The sequence below is a fragment of the Aeromonas sp. ASNIH8 genome, assembly GCF_002919855.1.
GTDB lineage: Bacteria > Pseudomonadota > Gammaproteobacteria > Enterobacterales > Aeromonadaceae > Aeromonas > Aeromonas caviae.
In genome coordinates, this window is the sequence record NZ_PQLN01000002.1 from 1 (window position 1) to 16,866 (window position 16,866).

Sequence of the window (16,866 nt, forward strand, 5' to 3'; positions counted from 1 at the left end):
TGAGGGTCCTAAAGGGCCGTTGGAGACCACAACGTTGATAGGTGGGGTGTGTAAGCGTAGCGATACGTTGAGCTAACCCATACTAATTACCCGTGAGGCTTAACCATACAACACCCAAGAAGTGTTCGAAGGCTTGTAGCAGATACGAACGAATTACTTACATCAGCTTTCTCAGATTGAAGATTTTGCCTGGCGGCAATAGCGCAGTGGAACCACCTGATCCCATGCCGAACTCAGAAGTGAAACGCTGTAGCGCCGATGGTAGTGTGGCATTCGCCATGCGAGAGTAGGACACTGCCAGGCACCCAATACAAGAAACCCCGCTCACTCGAGCGGGGTTTTTTATTGCCTGAAATTCAGCACTCACTGGAGGGCAAGCGGGCACTATGGTGCTGTTTCCCGCCGTGTTTTCTGATACTCGCATTCATCATCCCAGCTAATATCGACTTGTTTGTGGCCCGTCTCTGTTCAATATCTATTCGAAAGCCTGCATTCTGGATATAAAAAGCACAGAATGTGATGCTTCTACCTTTCTTGTCATGCCTGCTCTGGTTTAATTCCCGGGTCCACATCGATGGACCAAGGAATCACAATAATTTGAGGAATGGACACATGTTCAAAAGAACAGTAACGATGATGCTGGCGGCGGGAACCCTGGTATTAGGCGGTTGCGCATCCAATGGTGGTGCAGAGCAGGCGGCGGCGGACAACAGCGACTTCGGCGGCAAGTCCATCTACCTGCGTGGTGAGATGAACGACTGGATGGCCACCGACGAAAGCAAGGTCGTCAAGGTTGCCGACAAGCTCTACATGGCCAAGGGGACGCTCAAGAAAGAGTGGGCTCCTTACAAGTTCAAGTTTGCCGACTCCGGCTGGAGTTGTGGCACCAACTTCGGCTACAAGAGCCCGAGCGATGGCGTTGCCGTGCTCGGCGGGGAGCCTGTACCGGTCAATCCGTGCTCCAAGTATGAGGACATGAAGTTCTCGCCCGAGGCGGATGGCGTCTATGAGTTCTATCTGAATATGGCGGGTGAGACTCCGAGCGTATACGTCAAGAAACCCTGAGATAGTCTCTCGCTTTAAATCTCTCGGAAATTGAACCGGTTAAATGCCCTGGCCCAGAAATCTGCTGGCCGGGGCATTTTTTTAGGATAGAATCGGCGCCCTTATGACGGATGAATCACAATATATTGTGCTTTGAGTTCTTAAATTCACTACTGGTAGTATTTTTGTCACGATATTGCCCCATTCACAGGAGGTTGATTGACCATGGCTAAATCCATTCCGGTACTGGAGGGCGTCACCGCCAGCCGCCAGATCCCTCTGCAGGAGACGTCTCTCGAGATCTGGGACAGCAAGTATCGTCTCAAGAGCAAGGATGGCGCCCCCATCGACGGCTCCATCGACGGGACCTACCAGCGTGTCGCTCGCGCGCTGGCTGCGCAGGAGCGCGAACCCGACACCTGGTATGAACCCTTCCTGTGGGCCCTGCGCAATGGTGCCATTCCAGCGGGCCGTATCACCTCCAACGCCGGGGCGTTTGAGCACAAGCCGGCGACCTCCACGATCAACTGCACCGTCTCCGGCACCATTGAGGATTCGATGGACGATATCCTCGGCAAGGTGCACGAGGCGGGGCTGACCCTGAAGGCGGGTTGCGGCATCGGTTACGACTTCTCGACCCTGCGACCGCGCGGAGCCTTCGTTTCGGGAGCGGGGGCCTATACCTCGGGGCCGCTCTCCTTCATGGATATCTACGACAAGATGTGCTTTACCGTCTCCTCTGCCGGTGGCCGTCGTGGCGCCCAGATGGGCACCATGGATATCCGTCACCCCGATGTCGTCGAGTTCATCCAGGCCAAGCGGGAGGATGGTCGCCTGCGTCAATTCAACCTCTCCCTGCTCATCACCGAAGAGTTCGTCAGTGCGGTGAAGGAGGATGCCCCCTGGCAACTGATCTTCCCCTACACCGCCAAGGAGGTGGAGCAGGATGGCATCGCGCTGGATGACCCTGTGAGGGTGGTCTGGGCGGACTGGCCCAACAAGGAGGGTGTGGTGATCAACGAGCTGGGCCAGGTGGCCTGCAAGGTCTACAAGACCCTGCCCGCGCGCAAGCTGTGGAACGTCATCATGACCTCTACCTACGACTATGCGGAGCCCGGTTTCATCCTGATCGACAAGGTGAACCAGATGAACAACAACTGGTTCTGCGAAGAGATCCGTGCCACCAACCCTTGCGGTGAACAGCCTCTGCCGCCCTATGGGGCCTGCCTGCTGGGCTCGGTCAACCTGACCACCTTCGTGCGCGATCCCTTCACCGAGCAGGCCGCCTTCGACTGGCCCGCGTTTCGCAAGGTGGTGGCCATCTTCACCCGCATGCTCGACAACGTGGTGGAGATAAACCAGCTGCCGCTGGCCAAGCAGCGCGAGGAGATCACCGCCAAGCGTCGCCACGGCATGGGCTTCTTGGGGCTGGGCTCGACCCTCACCATGCTGCGCATCAAGTACGGCTCTGCGGCCTCCGTCGCCTTCACCGAACAGGTCTCCCAGGAGCTGGCGATGACCGGCTGGCAGGAGTCTCTGCGTCTGGCGAAGGAGAAGGGGCCGGCCCCCATCATGGAGCAGGAGTTCGAAGTCACCGGCAAGATGCTGCGTCTGCGCCCCGAAATGGCGGCAGATGGCATCAAGCTCGGCGACAAGGTGAAGGGCAAGGTGTTGCATGCCCGCTACAGCCGCTATATGCAGCAGGTGGCCGAGGTGGATCCCGCTCTGGTAGCCGAGCTGGCCGAGGTGGGTGGACGCTTCACCCACCACAGCAGCATAGCACCGACCGGTACCATCTCCCTGTCGCTCGCCAACAACGCCAGCAACGGCATCGAGCCGAGCTTTGCCCACCACTACAGCCGCAATGTCATCAAACCGGGCAAGAAGAGCAAGGAGAGCGTGGATGTCTACTCCTTCGAGCTGCTGGCTTATCGCGAGCTGGTGAACCCGGCCGCCATGCCCTATGCCGAGGAGGAGGGTAGCCGCCTGCCGGATTACTTCATCACCGCGGACGACATCACGCCGACCGGGCACGTGGATATCCAGGCGGCGGCCCAGCGCTGGATCGACTCCTCTATCTCCAAGACCGCCAACGTGCCGACCGATTTTCCGTTCGAGCAGTTCAAGGATATCTACCTCTATGCCTCGGACTCCGGCCTAAAGGGCTGTACCACCTTCCGCTTCAACCCGGCCGCCTTCCAGGGCGTGCTGGTGAAGGAGAAGGATCTGGAGAACACCAGTTACGAGTTTACCCTGGAAGATGGCACCGTCATCACGGCGAAGGGGAACGAGGAGATCGAATACGATGGCGAGCTGCACACCGCAGCCAACCTCTATGACGCCTTGAAAGAAGGCTATTACGGCAAGTTCTGAGGACGAGACATGGTCAAGAAGATCGACAGAAAAATCGTCGCCTACAAGGTAAAAACCCGGGATGAGCCGCAAGATGCGCCGACGCCCCAGGATGACGTGGTGCACATGCATGAAACCGTGCTGCGCCCGGAACGGTTGATGGGCACCACCTACAAGCTGAAGACGCCGGAGCACGTCTCCGAGCACTCGCTGTTCATCACCATCAACGACATCATTCTCAACGAGGGCACGGTGCACGAGACCCGGCGCCCGTTCGAGATTTTCATCAACTCCAAGAGCCTGGAGCACTATCAGTGGATAGTGGCGCTGACCCGCATCATCTCGGCGGTGTTTCGCAAGGGAGGGGACGTCACCTTTCTGGTGGAGGAGTTGCGCTCCGTGTTCGATCCCAAGGGGGGGTACTGGAACAAGGGCAAGTACGTGCCTTCGCTCATCGCCGAAATTGGCAACGTGATCGAAACCCATCTCACCGAGATCGGCATGCTCAAGGTGCCCGGGCTGGACGAGCACCAGCAGGCGTTCCTGGCCGAGAAGCAGGCGCAATTGCAGGCACAGCAACAGGCAGAAGAGCAGTCGGCGGGCAGCGGTTTCCCACCCAGTGCCGCGCTCTGCTACAAGTGCCACACCAAGGCGCTGGTGCAAAAGGATGGCTGCATGACCTGTCTCAACTGCGGGGATTCCAAGTGCGGTTGAGGGGCTGATTGCTACCAAAGGCCGGCGACATGCCGGCCTTTTCGTTGCTGATTTTATGTTCGAACGACGCCCATGATGGCAGCGATTTGTTGCGCACCGGTAAATTCGGGCGTAGCGTTGGGGGTAATAAAACTGTCACGGCCGTGTGGTTTCAATGACATCTGAGATTCACACACGTGGCACCTTCAGTGCCAAGGAGGATGCTTATGGACAACACGGACCGAAAGCTGTTTATCCTGGATACCAACGTTCTGCTTCACGAACCCCTCGCCATCTACTCCTTCAAAGAGCACGACGTGCTCATCCCCATGACGGTGCTCGAAGAGCTCGACAACATCAAGGATCGCCAGAAGGACGTCAGCCGTGATGCCCGTATCGCCATCCGTGCCCTGGAAGATGTGTTCCGTGATGCGACTCCGGAGCAGATAGTGCAAGGAGTGGCGCTGGCCGGCGAGGCGAGCGGCCATATCTCCATCTTCAGCGACCACCATCTGCCCCAGGATGCCGAGGTGTTCACCGACAAGGAGGCGGACAACCGCATCATCAACGCCGCCCTCTACCTGCAAAAGCACGAGATGAAGCGTCAGGTGGTGCTGGTCACCAAAGACATCAACATGCGCCTCAAGGCCAAGGGAGCAGGTCTTGCCCATGTGGAGGATTACCGCAGCGACCAGCTCATCGACGACATCCGCCTGCTCGCCAAGGGCTTCCAGGTGGTGCCCGGCAGCTTCTGGGAGCGGGTCGGTGAGTGCGACAGCGAAACCCATGGCCGCGATACGGTCCACGTCATCGATGCCAACCTGCTGGAGGGAGTCCACGTCAACCAGTACCTCCTGGACGAGGAGAACTTCTTTGCCGCGCGGGTGCTGAGCCACGACGGCAACAAGATCCGCCTGAAAGATCTCGGCCGCGAGCGGCTGATGTCCCGCAAGGCCTGGGGGGTGCATCCCAAGAACGTCTATCAGGGCATGGCGTTGGATGCCCTGCTGGATCCGCACATCGACCTGGTGATCCTGACCGGCCCGGCGGGCTGCGGCAAGACCCTGCTCGCCATGGCGGCGGCGCTGGAGCTGGTGATCGAGAAGGGGATCTACGAGAAGGTGATCGTCACCCGAAATACCCCGGAAATCGCCGAGAGCATCGGCTTCCTGCCCGGCACCGAAGAAGAGAAGATGATGCCCTGGCTGGCGGCGGTGACCGACACTCTGGAGGTGCTGCACAAGCAGGACGAGAACATGAGCGGGTCCCTCAGCTACATCATGGAGAAGGCCAACATCCAGTTCAAATCGGTCAACTTCATGCGCGGGCGCAGCATCCAGAACACCTTCGTGCTGCTGGACGAGTGCCAGAACCTGACCGCGTCCCAGATCAAGACCATCATCACCCGCTGCGGGGAGGGGACCAAGATCGTCTGCTCCGGCAACCTGGCTCAGATCGACTCCAACTACCTGAGCCCGGTGACCTCGGGTCTGACCTACATCGTCGAGCGGTTCAAGGACTTCGACGGCAGTGCCAATATCTTCCTGAACGGGGTGGTGCGCAGCCGGCTGGCTTCGTTTGCCGAGGAAAACCTCTGATCCCCGGCCAACTGGCCACTCATGAAAAGGGAAGCCAGGTGGCTTCCCTTTTTTGATCCCTTCTATCTCATGTCTCTCTCGGTCGGCCCAGGTAGCGCAGCAACCCGGGGTGATCGCTGCTGTGCAGGATATCCGGCTTGCCCTGCAAGGCGATGCGCCCTGCGTCGATGAAGAGCACCTGATCGGCGATGAGCTGGGCATCGTCCTGGGAACGACAGGGAGAGACCATCAGCTTGTCAGCCCTTCACTGTGGCGCCAGCGCGCGGCCCAGGTAGCGCAGCAGCCCGGGGTGATCGCTGCTGTGCAGAATATCCGGTTTGCCCTGCAAGGCGATGCGTCCCGCGTCGATGAAGAGCACCTGATCGGCGATGAGCTGGGCATCCTCGGGGTTGTGAGAGACCATCAGCACGGTGATGCCCTGCTCGCAGGCGAGGCGGGCGACCTCCGCCAGCATCTCCCGCCGCAGGGCCGGATCGAGGGCCGAGAAGGGCTCGTCCAGCAGCAGCAGCGGCCTGCCCCGCACCAGGGCGCGGGCCAGCCCCACTCGCTGCTGCTGGCCGCCGGAGAGCTGCTCCGGCAGGCGCGTCAGCATCTCCCCCAGGCCCACCTTGTCAGCGGCCTCCTGCACCTGCCTTTTCTGGGCCGGATTCAAGCGCAGGCCGGGATGCAGGCCGATGGCGATGTTGTCGAACACCGACAGGTGCAGGAAGAGGTTGTGATCCTGGAACAGGGTGGTGACCGGGCGCTCGGCGGGGCCCAGTGACAGCAGATCCTGGCCGTCGAAGGTGAGGGTGCCCGACTCCACCGGCACGAAGCCCGCGATCATGCCTAGCAGGGTGGACTTGCCGGCGCCGCTCGGACCGATGAGGGCGGTGATCTCCCCCTTGGGCAAGGTCGCACTGAAGGTCACCTGCCAGTCGGGATAACTGGTGACCAGTTCCTCAATTACCAGCATGTTTGGCTCCTGAATGTCGTTTTATAGAACAACAAGTAAGAAAAATTGATGAAAGGCAGCGTGAGTGACTGCCACAAGGGGCGCTCCAGGGACGTGCCCGGCCGGATCCTGGGGGCGGGGAGGCGGCAATGCCGCCGGGGATCAGTGATCCACATGCCTGCCTCCCAGTCCCCGCTCCACCAGCCAGAACAGGGAGAAGCAGAGGGTGAGCAGCAGCAGGGCGGTGGCGGCCGCCTCGGTCAGCCGGTAGCTGCCGAGCTGCTGATAGAGCAGCCAGGGCAGGGTAGTGAGGGTCTGGCTGCCGAACATGGCGATGGCCCCGAGATCCCCGAGGGACAATATCATCGAGAGCGCCATGGCCAGGGCCAGCGGACGGCGCAGCAGGGGCCACTCCACCAGGCGCAGGCGATGCAGGCCGCGCACCCCCAGGCTGTCCGCCAGCCTATCGTACTGGCGCACCACCAGTTGCATGGGGGCCGAGAGGGTGCGCAGCACATAGGGCAGCGCCATCAGCGCGTTGACTAGCACCACCAGCCAGGGGCCCAGGGCAAAGACGTCGGTGAAGGGCATGAACAGGATGAAGAGGCCGGTGGAGAGCACCACCGCCGGGATCATCAGGATCATGGAGCCGCTGGCCTCCCACAGGGCGGCGGCCCGCCGTTTGCGATCCCGCACCCTCAGATGCCGGCTGGTGAGCAGCAGCCCGGCGCCGAGCAAAGTGGCCAGGGAGCCCGCCGCCAGGGCTATGCCCAGGGACTGCCCCCCTGCCTGCCACAGCCGGGGTGAGCCGAGCGCCGCCAGCAGACCGGGGTTGAACCCGGCGACCACGATGGCCAGCAGGGGCGGCAGGAAGATGGCGAGCCCCATGGTCAGGGCCAGGCCATCCACCAGAGCGCTGCCCTTCTGGTGTCTGTCGGGACGCAGGCAGGGGCGACGGCTGGTGAGGCGACTGGCCGGGGTGGTCTGCAGCTTGTGTTGCAGCAGGAGCAGGGCCAGGGTCAGCAGCAGTTGCACCAGGGCGAGCCCGCCAGCGGTGGCGAGATCGAAGTCAAAGCGCAGCGCCTGGTAGACAGCCACCTCCAGTGTGGTGGACTTGGGGCCGCCCCCGAGCGCCAGCACTGTGGTGAAGCTGGTGAAGCAGAGCATGAAGATGAGGCTGGCGAGCCCCGGCAAGATGCCGCGGATGAGCGGCCACTCCAGCAGCCGGAAGATGTGGGAGGAGCGCATGCCGAGCTGGCTGGCGAGGCGCCAGGAGGACTCGGGGATGCTCTCTATGCTCTGCAGAATGAGGCGGGCGGCCAGCGGCATGTTGAAGAAGACATGGGCCAGCAGGATGCCGAACAGGCCATAGAGGTAGTTGCCGGGATCCATGCCCAGGCCGTGCAGCAGTTGCGGCAGCCAGCCCTGGCGACCGTGCACCGCCACAATGCCGAAGATGGCGATGATGACCGGCAACACCAGGGAGAGGCCGAACAGCTTGAGCAGCAGGCGGCGTCCGGTGAAACGGCGTCGCGCCAGGGCCCTGGCCACCGGGATGGCAAGCCCCAGGCTCAGCAGGGTGGAGAGCAGTGCCTGCCAGAGGCTGAAACCCAGCACGTGGCGCAGGTAGGGATCGCCTAGCAGGGCGCGGGGGGAGAGGGCCCCCGCCTGCCACAACAGGGCGACCAGCGGCCCAATGGAGAGCAGCAGGATGACCAGGGTGGCTGCACTGCCGGGCAGCCACCAGAGGGTGCGACGACCTGAACTCACTGGGTGACGGCTTGCAGCCATTCGCGGATCCACCCCTTGCGGTTGGCGGCCACCTCGTCAGAGCTGAAGGTCAGCGGCTTAGCTACGGTGATCATCTGTTCGAACCCCTTGGGCAGCGCCACGTCTGTCACCGGATACATCCAGTTGCCGCCGGGGATCTCGTTCTGGAAGGCGGGGCTCACCATGAATTGCAGGAACTGGTCAGCCAGTTTGCCCTGTGTGGCGCCCTTGAGCTTGGCCGCTACTTCCACCTGGCGGTAGTGCCCCTCCTCGAACGTGGCCGCCCGGTACTGGGGCTTGCTCTCGGCGATCAGGTGATAGGCGGGGGAGGTGGTGTAGGAGAGCACCATGTCCGCCTCGCCGTCGAGGAACATGCCGTAGGCCTCTGACCACCCCTTGGTGACGGTGACCGTCTTTTTGGCAAGCGTGGCCCAGGCCGCAGGGGCCTCATCCCCGTAGACCGACTTCATCCAGAGCATCAGCCCCTGACCCGGGGTGGAGGTGCGGGGATCCTGATAGATCACCTTGATATCGGGGCGCGCCACCAGCTCCTTCAGGCTCTTGGGGGGCTGCTTGAGCTTGTTGCTGTCATAGACGAAGGCGAAGTAGCCGTAGTCATAGGGGACAAAGGTGTCATCCTGCCAGCCACCCGGCACCTTGAGGTCATCGAGCCTGGTGGAATGGGGGGCGAACAGGCCGCTCTGTTTGGCCTCGCTGATGAGGGCATCGTCCAGCCCCAGCACCATGTCGGCCTTGCTGTGCTGGCCTTCCAGCCGCAGCCGGTTGAGGATGGCGACGCCATCCTCGAGGGGCACCAGATTGAGGGTGCAGCCGCACTCCTTCTCGAAGGCCTGCTTGATCTTGGGGCCCGGCCCCCATTCGGCGGCGAAGGAGCCGTAGGTGTAGACGGTGAGGGTGTCGGCGGCAAACGCCTGGGCAGAGAGCAGGCTGGTGGCGATCAGCAGCAGGGTCTTCATCAATGGCACTCCTGTGGATATCGGGGTGCTCATCAATGGCACCTCGCGTGTGGTGAGCGCCGGCGGATGAGGGCACAAAAAACGCGCGCCATGCCTCAAATTCCTCCGCCAGCATTATCTGGATCAGGTTCACGGGTATAATCTCAGCGGTAAACCGCACCCCGTTTGAGCAACGCATCGCATTGTATTGGCGTTCCTGGGGGGAGGCCAGCACTATGTTTCACGGGCCGCATCGTGCGAGCCACCACCAAGGAGGAAGTCCCCAGTGATCACCAGCACCAAGGAAAGACGTGCCTTCCAGCGCATGGTCATCAATGCCCCCGTCACCCTGTTCCAGCATCAGCAGGTGCTGGAGGGGATCTGCCGGGATCTCAGCGCCAACGGCATGGGCGTCGAGGTGAACAAGCACGCGTTCGATCTGGCCCAGCCCATCCGGGTGAGCCTGGCGACCAGCAGCAATCTTCTGCCTCCCTTCGAGGCCCAGGCTCGCATCGTGCGGGTGCTGGAGGAAGAAGACGGTCTCCTGCTGGCGCTGGAGTTTCTCTCCCTCACCTGAGACCTGGGCGCCCGTCCTCCTCGAGACAGGCCAGCCATGGGCTGGCCTGTCTCATTTCCCCTCATCCTGCACCGGTTGCACGCTCAACTGGCCGCTGTCGACCAGCGTCTTGCTGGTGGGCGCGAGCTGGCCCATGGGCAGCTGGGCCGGGCCGGTCGGCTCCATCAGGAGGTAGGTCTCCCCCGCCCGGCTCAAGGTGGCCTCCCCCGGTTTGGCTGGCAGGGCCACCCCCAGCAGGGCATGTCCCGGCACGAACACCATGGCCTGCTTGAGATCGGGATACCCCTGGGCCAGCAGGGCGGCCATCAGGGTCACCTTGCTGTCGCAATCCCCCCGGTTCTGCTCCAGCACCTGGCGCGGGCTCAGAAACCCCTTGCCAGAGCGGCCCGACTGGCTGTCGAGCAGTTGATAGGGGATGGCCTGGATGAAGTCGAGCATGTAGGCCACCGTCTTCTGGCGCGCCTCGGTCTCGGTGGCCCCTTCCTGCTTGAGCTGCTCCATCAACGGGGCCAGCTCGTCCCGACTCTCCAGGGCGATGCGCACATGATCCTGCTTGATGGCGGGAGCGCCGTCGGGGGCAGTGAAGGGCTGGAAGTAGTGCTGCGTGAGCCAGGCGGCCTCCAGTTTGGCCTGCTCGGGCTTGACCCATTGGGAGGCTTCCCGCGCCTTGTCGGCGTTGCGGCTCTTGATGCTGAGGCTCATGGCGGGGCGAACGAGGGAGAACTGCACCTCGGGGAACGCCAGGGGTGCCTGCTGCAGCAGGCTTTGCAGTACGTCTTCCTGCATCCTGGCCGGACGGTAAGCGATGAGAGGGGGCAGCTTGCCCGCCTCCAGCCGATAGCTGAGCTGCTGCGCCTTGCCCTATCTGTCCTGCCAGCCGACATTGAGCTGACCGCCACTGTTGGTGAAAGAGGTCTGCCCGCCCAGGGCCGGGAGGCTGATCAGCAGGCAGAGCAATGAAAGGGCGCCCCTTGCGGACATAGGTGTCTCCTGTCGGACATGCAGAGGTGGCGGGCTTTGTACAGCGACCCGACAATAAAACAGGGAGCCTCGGCTCCCTGTTGATTCTACTCGCTTTCTTGTCGCAGGCTCGTCAAATCCAGCTTGGCTGCTTCGCCTCGAAGGCGCTGATGGCGGCCTCTTGCTGCAGGGTCAGACCGATGGCATCCAGCCCGTTGAGCAGACAGTAGCGACGGAACTCGTCGATTTCGAAGCCGAACGTGAGGCTGCCTGCACGCACCTGGTTGGCCTCCAGATCCACTTCGATCTCGATGCCCGGCTGGGCGGCGACCAGCTGGAACAGGGCGTCGACCTCCTCCTCCTTCAGACGAACCGGCACCATGCCGTTGTTGATGGCGTTGCCGTAGAAGATGTCGGCAAAGCTCGGGGCGATCATGGTCTTGAAGCCGTAGTCCGCCAGCGCCCAGGGGGCGTGCTCGCGACTCGAGCCGCAGCCGAAGTTCTCGCGGGCCAGCAGGATGCTGGCACCGGCGAATTGCGGTTTGTTCAGCACGAACTCCGGGTTGGGCTGCTCCCCTGCATCGTCCAGGAAGCGCCAGTCGTGGAACAGGTGCTTGCCAAAGCCGATGCGGTTCACTTTCTGCAGGAACTGCTTGGGAATGATGGCGTCGGTGTCGACGTTGGCGCTGTCGAGGGGAACGACGATCCCTTTATGCTGTTTGAAACCTGTCATCATGTTCTCCTTGTCGTTACAGCGCACGAATGTCGGCGAAGCGGCCGGTGACGGCGGCGGCGGCGGCCATGGCCGGGCTCACCAGGTGGGTGCGACCGGCACGACCCTGACGCCCCTCGAAGTTGCGGTTGCTGGTGGAGGCGCAGCGCTCCCCCGGTTGCAGCCGGTCGTTGTTCATGGCCAGACACATGGAGCAGCCGGGCAAGCGCCACTCAAAGCCTGCCTCGATGAAGATCTTGTCCAGCCCCTCGGCCTCGGCCTGGGCCTTCACCTGCTCGGAGCCCGGCACCACCAGGGCCTGTACCCCTGCGGCCACCTTGCGACCGCGGGCGATGGCGGCGGCAGCGCGCAGATCCTCGATGCGGCTGTTGGTGCACGAACCGATGAACACCTTGTCGATGGCGACGTCGGAGAGCTTCTGACCCGGTTGCAGGTCCATGTAGGCGAGGGCCTTGCGGGCGGACTGCTGCTCCACCGGATCGGCGAAGGATTCCGGTGCAGGGATGGGCTCATTGACGGCAATCACCTGGCCCGGGTTGGTTCCCCAGGTCACTTGCGGGGCGATGTCGGCGGCGTCGAGCACCACTTCGGCGTCGAAGTGGGCACCTTCGTCGCTCTTGAGGGTCAGCCAGTAGGCGATGGCCTGTTCCAGCGCCTCCCCCTTGGGAGCGAACTCCTTGCCACGGATGTAGTCGATGGTGGTCTGGTCGGGGGCAATCATGCCCGCTTTGGCGCCGAGCTCGATGGCCATGTTGCACACCGTCATGCGCCCTTCCATGGTGAGCCCCTCGATGGCTTCACCGGCGAACTCCACCACGTAGCCGGTCCCGCCTGCGTGACCTACCTTGCCGATGATGGCGAGCACCACGTCTTTGGCGCTGATGCCTGCGGCCAGCTTGCCGTTGACAGAGATACGCATGGTCCTGGCGCGGCCCTGTTTCAGGGTCTGGGTGGCCATTACGTGTTCCACTTCGGAGGTGCCGATACCGAATGCGAGCGACCCGAAGGCACCGTGGGTGGCGGTGTGTGAGTCACCGCAGACGATGGTGGTGCCGGGCAATGTGATGCCGAGCTCGGGGCCCATCACGTGGACGATGCCCTGGTACTTGTGGTTCAAGTCATAGAGACGAACCCCGAACGCCTTGCAGTTGGCGGCGAGCGTCTCCATCTGGATGCGGGCCATCTCGCCGGAGGCGGCGATGTCCTTGGTGGTGGTGGAGACGTTGTGATCCATGGTGGCCCAGGTCAGATCCGGGCGACGCAGCTGGCGGTTCATGGCGCGCAGGCCGTCGAATGCCTGGGGGCTGGTCACTTCATGCACCAGGTGACGGTCGATGTAGATGAGAGGGGTTTCCCCTTCCACTTCCCGCACCACGTGTGCGTCGAACACTTTCTGATAGAGGGTCTTGGACATTGCTCGGTTTCCTTGTTATCGATGCCGTGGGATCAGATGCGCGCGGCGATCTGGCTGCCCATGTCGGCCGTGCTCTGCACCGGGTGTGTGGCGCTGGCCTGATGCAGGTCGGCGGTGAAATAGCCTTCTGCCAGGGTCTGGGCCACAGCCTGCTCTATGGCCTGGGCGGCGGCTTCCTGGCCGAGACTGTAACGCAGCATCAGGGCGGCGGAGAGGATCTGGGCGATGGGATTCGCAATCCCCTTGCCGGCGATATCCGGGGCCGAGCCACCGGCCGGCTCGAACAGACCGAAGCCGGATTCGTTGAGGCTGGCGGAGGGGAGCAGGCCCATGGAGCCAGTGATCATGGCGCACTCGTCGGAGAGGATGTCACCGAACAGGTTGGAGCAGAGCAGCACGTCGAACTGGGACGGATCCTTGATGAGCTGCATGGTGGCGTTGTCGATGTACATGTGGTTCAGGGCCACGTCCGGGTAGGACTTGGCGACCTCGGTCACCACCTCGCGCCACAGGATGGAGGAGGCGAGCACGTTGGCCTTGTCGATGGAGGTGACCCTGGCCTTGCGCACCCGGGCCGATTCAAAGGCGATCTTGGCGATGCGCTCGATCTCGAAGCGGTGGTACACCTCGGTGTCGAAGGCCTTCTCGGTGGCGCCTTCCCCTTCACGCCCCTTGGGCTGGCCGAAATAGATGCCGCCGGTCAGCTCGCGCACGCAGGCGATGTCAAAACCGCGATCGGAGATGTCGGCACGCAGCGGGGAGAACTGCTCCAGACCGGTGTAGATGCGGGCCGGGCGCAGGTTGCAGAACAGTTTGAAGTGGGCACGCAGGGGCAGCAGGGCACCGCGCTCCGGCTGATCGTTGGGCGGCAGGTGCTCCCACTTGGGGCCACCCACCGATCCGAACAGCACCGCATCGGCCGCTTCGCAGCCTTTGATCGTGCTCTGGGGCAGCGGTGTGCCGTGGTTGTCGATGGCGATGCCGCCGACGTCGTGACGGTCATAGTCGAGGGAGAAGCCGAATTTGGTCTGCACCTTTTCCAGTACCTTGATGGCCTCTGCCATCACTTCCGGGCCAATGCCGTCACCCGGCAATACTGCGATCCGATAACTGCTCATACTCTCTCCGTCTTGATAGTGTGATTCCGTTTCATCCGGGAGGCCGGTCCGGACCACTGCCCTGGCCCCGGTCCTCCCCATGTCATGCTGTCATCTTGTCCGGCGGCGGGCTCAGACGGTTTCCGATTTGATGGTGTGGTTGCGCTCCATCTGCTCGGCCACCTGGTCCGCGCGCCAGATGCTGTTGATCACGTGGACCAGGGCCTGGGCCGAGGATTCGATGATGTCAGTGGCCAGCCCCATGCCGTGGAACTTGCGCCCCTTGTACTCGGCGACGATGTCCACCTGGCCGAGGGCGTTCTTGCCCTCGCCCTTGCCCTTGAGTTCGTATTTATCGATGCGGATCTCGTAGCCGGTGATGCGGTTGATGCACTGGTAGACCGCATCCACCGGGCCGTTGCCGGTGGCGGCCTCGCACACCAGATCCTGGCCTACCTTGAGCTTGACCGAGGCGGTGGCGAGCACCGAGCTGCCGCTCTGCACGCCGAGGTACTCCAGCTTGAAGTGCTCGGGCTCCTCGTGGATCTGGCTGAAGAAGGCGAGGGCCTCCAGGTCGTAGTCGAACACCTGGCCCTTCTTGTCGGCCAGGGTGAGGAACTTGGCGTAGAGATCGTCGAGGTCGTAGCTGCTCTCGGCGTAGCCCATGGACTCCATCCGGTGCTTGATGACGTGGCGGCCGGAGCGGGAGGTCATGTTGAGGTTGTTCTGGGTGAGACCGATGCTCTCTGGGGTGATGATTTCATAGGTGTTCTTCGCCTTGAGCACGCCGTCCTGATGGATGCCTGAGCTGTGGGAGAAGGCGTTGGCGCCGACGATGGCCTTGTTGGGCTGCACCGGCATGTTGCAGATTTGACTGACGAGGGTGCTGGTGCGGTGGATCTCGCTGTGGCGAATGTTGGTGTGTACCCCGAGCAGGTCGGCGCGGGTCTTCAGGATCATCGCCACCTCTTCGAGTGAGCAGTTGCCAGCACGCTCGCCGATGCCGTTGATGGTGCACTCGATCTGGCGGGCCCCCATCTGCACGGCACTGATGGAGTTGGCCACCGAGAGGCCCAGATCGTCGTGGCAGTGCACCGAGATGATGGCCTTGTCGATGTTGGGTACCCGGTTGAACAGGGTGTGGATGATGCCGGAGAATTCGGTCGGCACCGTGTAGCCCACGGTGTCAGGAATGTTGATGGTGCGGGCGCCGGCCTTGATGGCGGCTTCCACCATGCGGCACAGGTTGTCTATCGGGGTGCGGCCCGCATCCTCACAGGAGAACTCCACGTCATCGGTGTAGCGCAAGGCGTGCTTGATGGCGCCGACCCCCATCTCCAGCACGTCTTCGAAGCTCTTTTTCAGCTTGCTCTCCACGTGGATGGAGGAGGTGGAGATGAAGGTGTGGATGCGAAACGCCTCTGCCACTTTCAAGGCTTCGCCAGCGGCATCGATGTCTTTTTGCAGGGCGCGAGCCAGGGCGCAGACCCGGCTGTTCTTGATGTGGCGGGCGATGGTCTGAACCGATTGAAAATCGCCGGGGGAGGAGACGGGGAAACCCACTTCCATGATGTCGACCCCGAGCCGCTCCAGCGCCTGGGCGATCTGCAGCTTCTCCTTGACCGTCAAGCTGGCCGACAGCGCCTGCTCACCATCACGCAAGGTGGTGTCGAATATGATGACCCGATCTGACATGTGACTTCCCTCTTCCTAAGTTCGCTGCGTGCATCCTGCATGGCATAAAAAAACCCGTGCGGGGTGCACGGGTTTCTGTAAATTCCGGCTATGCCTTAGCCCGGCTACAAGGATCCCGCGCGAGGAATCGCGATTAGGGAGATAAGTAGTAGCGGGGCGGCAATACGCATGATGACTCAATCCTTCCAGTCGATAACGCTACTATCAATATCGAGATTTTTATGCTGTGTCAACCTGAACGGACAGGTTCAATTCACTGGGTTATTTAATCGGATTGTAAAGGAGTGCAAATTCTCTTGTTCCATATTCGGTTCATGCCTGATTATCTGGTCATTCCTGCTGTACTCGATCACCCGCACAATCAGATCGACTTATCAGCCCTTGCTGAATTATCTGAGGTATTCCATGGAAAAACGCAGACCTGGCCGTCCAGTCGGACGTTCCGACATTCGTGACAAGCTGCTTGCCGCCGCACGCGAACGTTTTCTCAACACCCCCTACAGCAAGGTGACGACCCGCGAGATTGCCGAGCTGGCAGGCTCCAATCTGGCGATGATCCACTACTACTTCGGCAGCAAGGAAGGCCTCTACAAGGCGGTGCTGGGGGATGTGGCCGAGCCCCTCGAGCAAGCCTGGCACGACGAGAGCAGCAACCGCAGCCTGACCGATCTGCTCAACACCTACTATCAGGTGATGGCGCCCAACAGCGAGCTGACTTCCGCCATCTCCAGCGCATTGTCCACTGAAAAGAGCCCGGGGCGTGATTTTGTGCTGAGCCGCCTGCTGGATCGCCAACTTCCCCAGTTCGATGCCCTGCTCGAATCCATGCGCTCCAACGGCCAGCTGGCGGACAATCTGGACCCCGAGATGCTGAAGATCTCCTTCCTCAGCATGATGTGGCAGCCTTTCGTGATGAAGGATCTCTACGAACAGGTGTTTGGTCTGACGGTGGACGAGCACTTCATGAGCCGCCTCGCGGCCCACAACTGCCGCCTGATGGAAAACGGCCTGCGCGGTGCCCTGAACTGACTTTTTCGGGATGA

General features: G+C 61.9%; 14 protein-coding genes, 2 rRNA genes, 1 pseudogene and 1 riboswitch. Of the genes and pseudogenes, 8 read left to right on the forward strand and 9 right to left on the reverse strand.

Annotated elements, in window-relative coordinates:
• The 6 genes from C3418_RS00790 to C3418_RS00815 all read left to right on the forward strand — a co-directional run.
• Positions 1–107 (forward strand): 23S ribosomal RNA (locus tag C3418_RS00790); the annotation flags it as partial.
• Positions 108–188: 81 nt separating this feature from the next.
• A 5S ribosomal RNA gene (gene rrf, locus C3418_RS00795) occupies positions 189–303 on the forward strand.
• A gap of 309 nt (positions 304–612) precedes the next feature.
• Positions 613–1,065: a pullulanase gene (locus C3418_RS00800; RefSeq protein WP_029313820.1), complete on the forward strand. Its 453-nt coding sequence runs from the start codon at positions 613–615 to the stop codon at positions 1,063–1,065.
• Positions 1,066–1,269: 204 nt separating this feature from the next.
• Positions 1,270–3,417 carry an adenosylcobalamin-dependent ribonucleoside-diphosphate reductase gene (locus tag C3418_RS00805; protein ID WP_103857860.1) on the forward strand — a complete coding sequence of 716 codons (2,148 nt, stop codon included), beginning with the start codon at positions 1,270–1,272 and terminating at the stop codon, positions 3,415–3,417.
• 9 nt (positions 3,418–3,426) lie between these two features.
• Positions 3,427–4,110: an NrdJb gene (locus tag C3418_RS00810; RefSeq protein WP_103260769.1), complete on the forward strand. Its 684-nt coding sequence runs from the start codon at positions 3,427–3,429 to the stop codon at positions 4,108–4,110.
• Between the two features lie 206 nt (positions 4,111–4,316).
• Positions 4,317–5,687 (forward strand): PhoH family protein, encoded by a 1,371-nt coding sequence (locus tag C3418_RS00815; protein ID WP_041214576.1) that lies wholly within the window; start codon positions 4,317–4,319, stop codon positions 5,685–5,687.
• Between the two features lie 67 nt (positions 5,688–5,754).
• On the opposite strand, the gene C3418_RS24295 is transcribed toward C3418_RS00815, so the two are convergent.
• The 4 genes from C3418_RS24295 to thiB all read right to left on the reverse strand — a co-directional run bounded on the left by C3418_RS24295 (position 5,755) and on the right by thiB (position 9,368).
• The gene (locus C3418_RS24295) at positions 5,755–5,916 is read right to left on the reverse strand and encodes a hypothetical protein (RefSeq protein ID WP_181023048.1); all 162 of its coding nucleotides are present in this window, start codon (positions 5,914–5,916) and stop codon (positions 5,755–5,757) included.
• A 15-nt stretch (positions 5,917–5,931) separates the two neighbouring features.
• Positions 5,932–6,642 carry a thiamine ABC transporter ATP-binding protein gene (gene thiQ / locus C3418_RS00820; RefSeq protein ID WP_049637131.1) on the reverse strand — a complete coding sequence of 237 codons (711 nt, stop codon included), beginning with the start codon at positions 6,640–6,642 and terminating at the stop codon, positions 5,932–5,934.
• A gap of 141 nt (positions 6,643–6,783) precedes the next feature.
• Entirely contained in the window at positions 6,784–8,412 is a 1,629-nt protein-coding gene (gene thiP, locus C3418_RS00825; RefSeq protein WP_103857801.1) for a thiamine/thiamine pyrophosphate ABC transporter permease, read from the reverse strand.
• The gene (gene thiB, locus C3418_RS00830; protein ID WP_103857802.1) at positions 8,388–9,368 is read right to left on the reverse strand and encodes a thiamine ABC transporter substrate binding subunit; all 981 of its coding nucleotides are present in this window, start codon (positions 9,366–9,368) and stop codon (positions 8,388–8,390) included. Before thiB ends, thiP begins: the two co-directional genes overlap by 25 nt.
• Positions 9,369–9,451: 83 nt before the next feature.
• Positions 9,452–9,542: riboswitch (TPP riboswitch) on the reverse strand.
• A gap of 91 nt (positions 9,543–9,633) precedes the next feature.
• Between thiB and C3418_RS00835 the strand changes: the two genes are divergently transcribed.
• Positions 9,634–9,924, forward strand: a complete 291-nt coding sequence (locus C3418_RS00835) for a PilZ domain-containing protein (protein ID WP_103857803.1) — start codon at positions 9,634–9,636, stop codon at positions 9,922–9,924.
• 51 nt (positions 9,925–9,975) lie between these two features.
• Here C3418_RS00835 and C3418_RS00840 read toward each other — a convergent pair.
• The 5 genes and pseudogenes from C3418_RS00840 to leuA form a co-directional block, all read right to left on the reverse strand.
• Positions 9,976–10,905: pseudogene (locus tag C3418_RS00840) on the reverse strand (transglutaminase domain-containing protein).
• Positions 10,906–11,017: 112 nt separating this feature from the next.
• Positions 11,018–11,617, reverse strand: a complete 600-nt coding sequence (gene leuD / locus C3418_RS00845) for a 3-isopropylmalate dehydratase small subunit (RefSeq protein WP_103857804.1) — start codon at positions 11,615–11,617, stop codon at positions 11,018–11,020.
• Positions 11,618–11,633: 16 nt separating this feature from the next.
• Positions 11,634–13,031: a 3-isopropylmalate dehydratase large subunit gene (gene leuC / locus C3418_RS00850; protein ID WP_041211113.1), complete on the reverse strand. Its 1,398-nt coding sequence runs from the start codon at positions 13,029–13,031 to the stop codon at positions 11,634–11,636.
• Positions 13,032–13,063: 32 nt separating this feature from the next.
• On the reverse strand, positions 13,064–14,149 hold the full coding sequence (leuB, locus tag C3418_RS00855) for a 3-isopropylmalate dehydrogenase (RefSeq protein WP_041211114.1): 1,086 nt from the start codon (positions 14,147–14,149) through the stop codon (positions 13,064–13,066).
• 111 nt (positions 14,150–14,260) lie between these two features.
• Complete coding sequence (gene leuA, locus C3418_RS00860) at positions 14,261–15,823, reverse strand: 2-isopropylmalate synthase (protein WP_010673154.1); 1,563 nt, start codon at positions 15,821–15,823, stop codon at positions 14,261–14,263.
• 405 nt (positions 15,824–16,228) lie between these two features.
• Between leuA and C3418_RS00865 the strand changes: the two genes are divergently transcribed.
• Positions 16,229–16,852, forward strand: a complete 624-nt coding sequence (locus C3418_RS00865; protein ID WP_010673155.1) for a TetR/AcrR family transcriptional regulator — start codon at positions 16,229–16,231, stop codon at positions 16,850–16,852.
• The last annotated feature ends 14 nt before the right edge of the window (positions 16,853–16,866 follow it).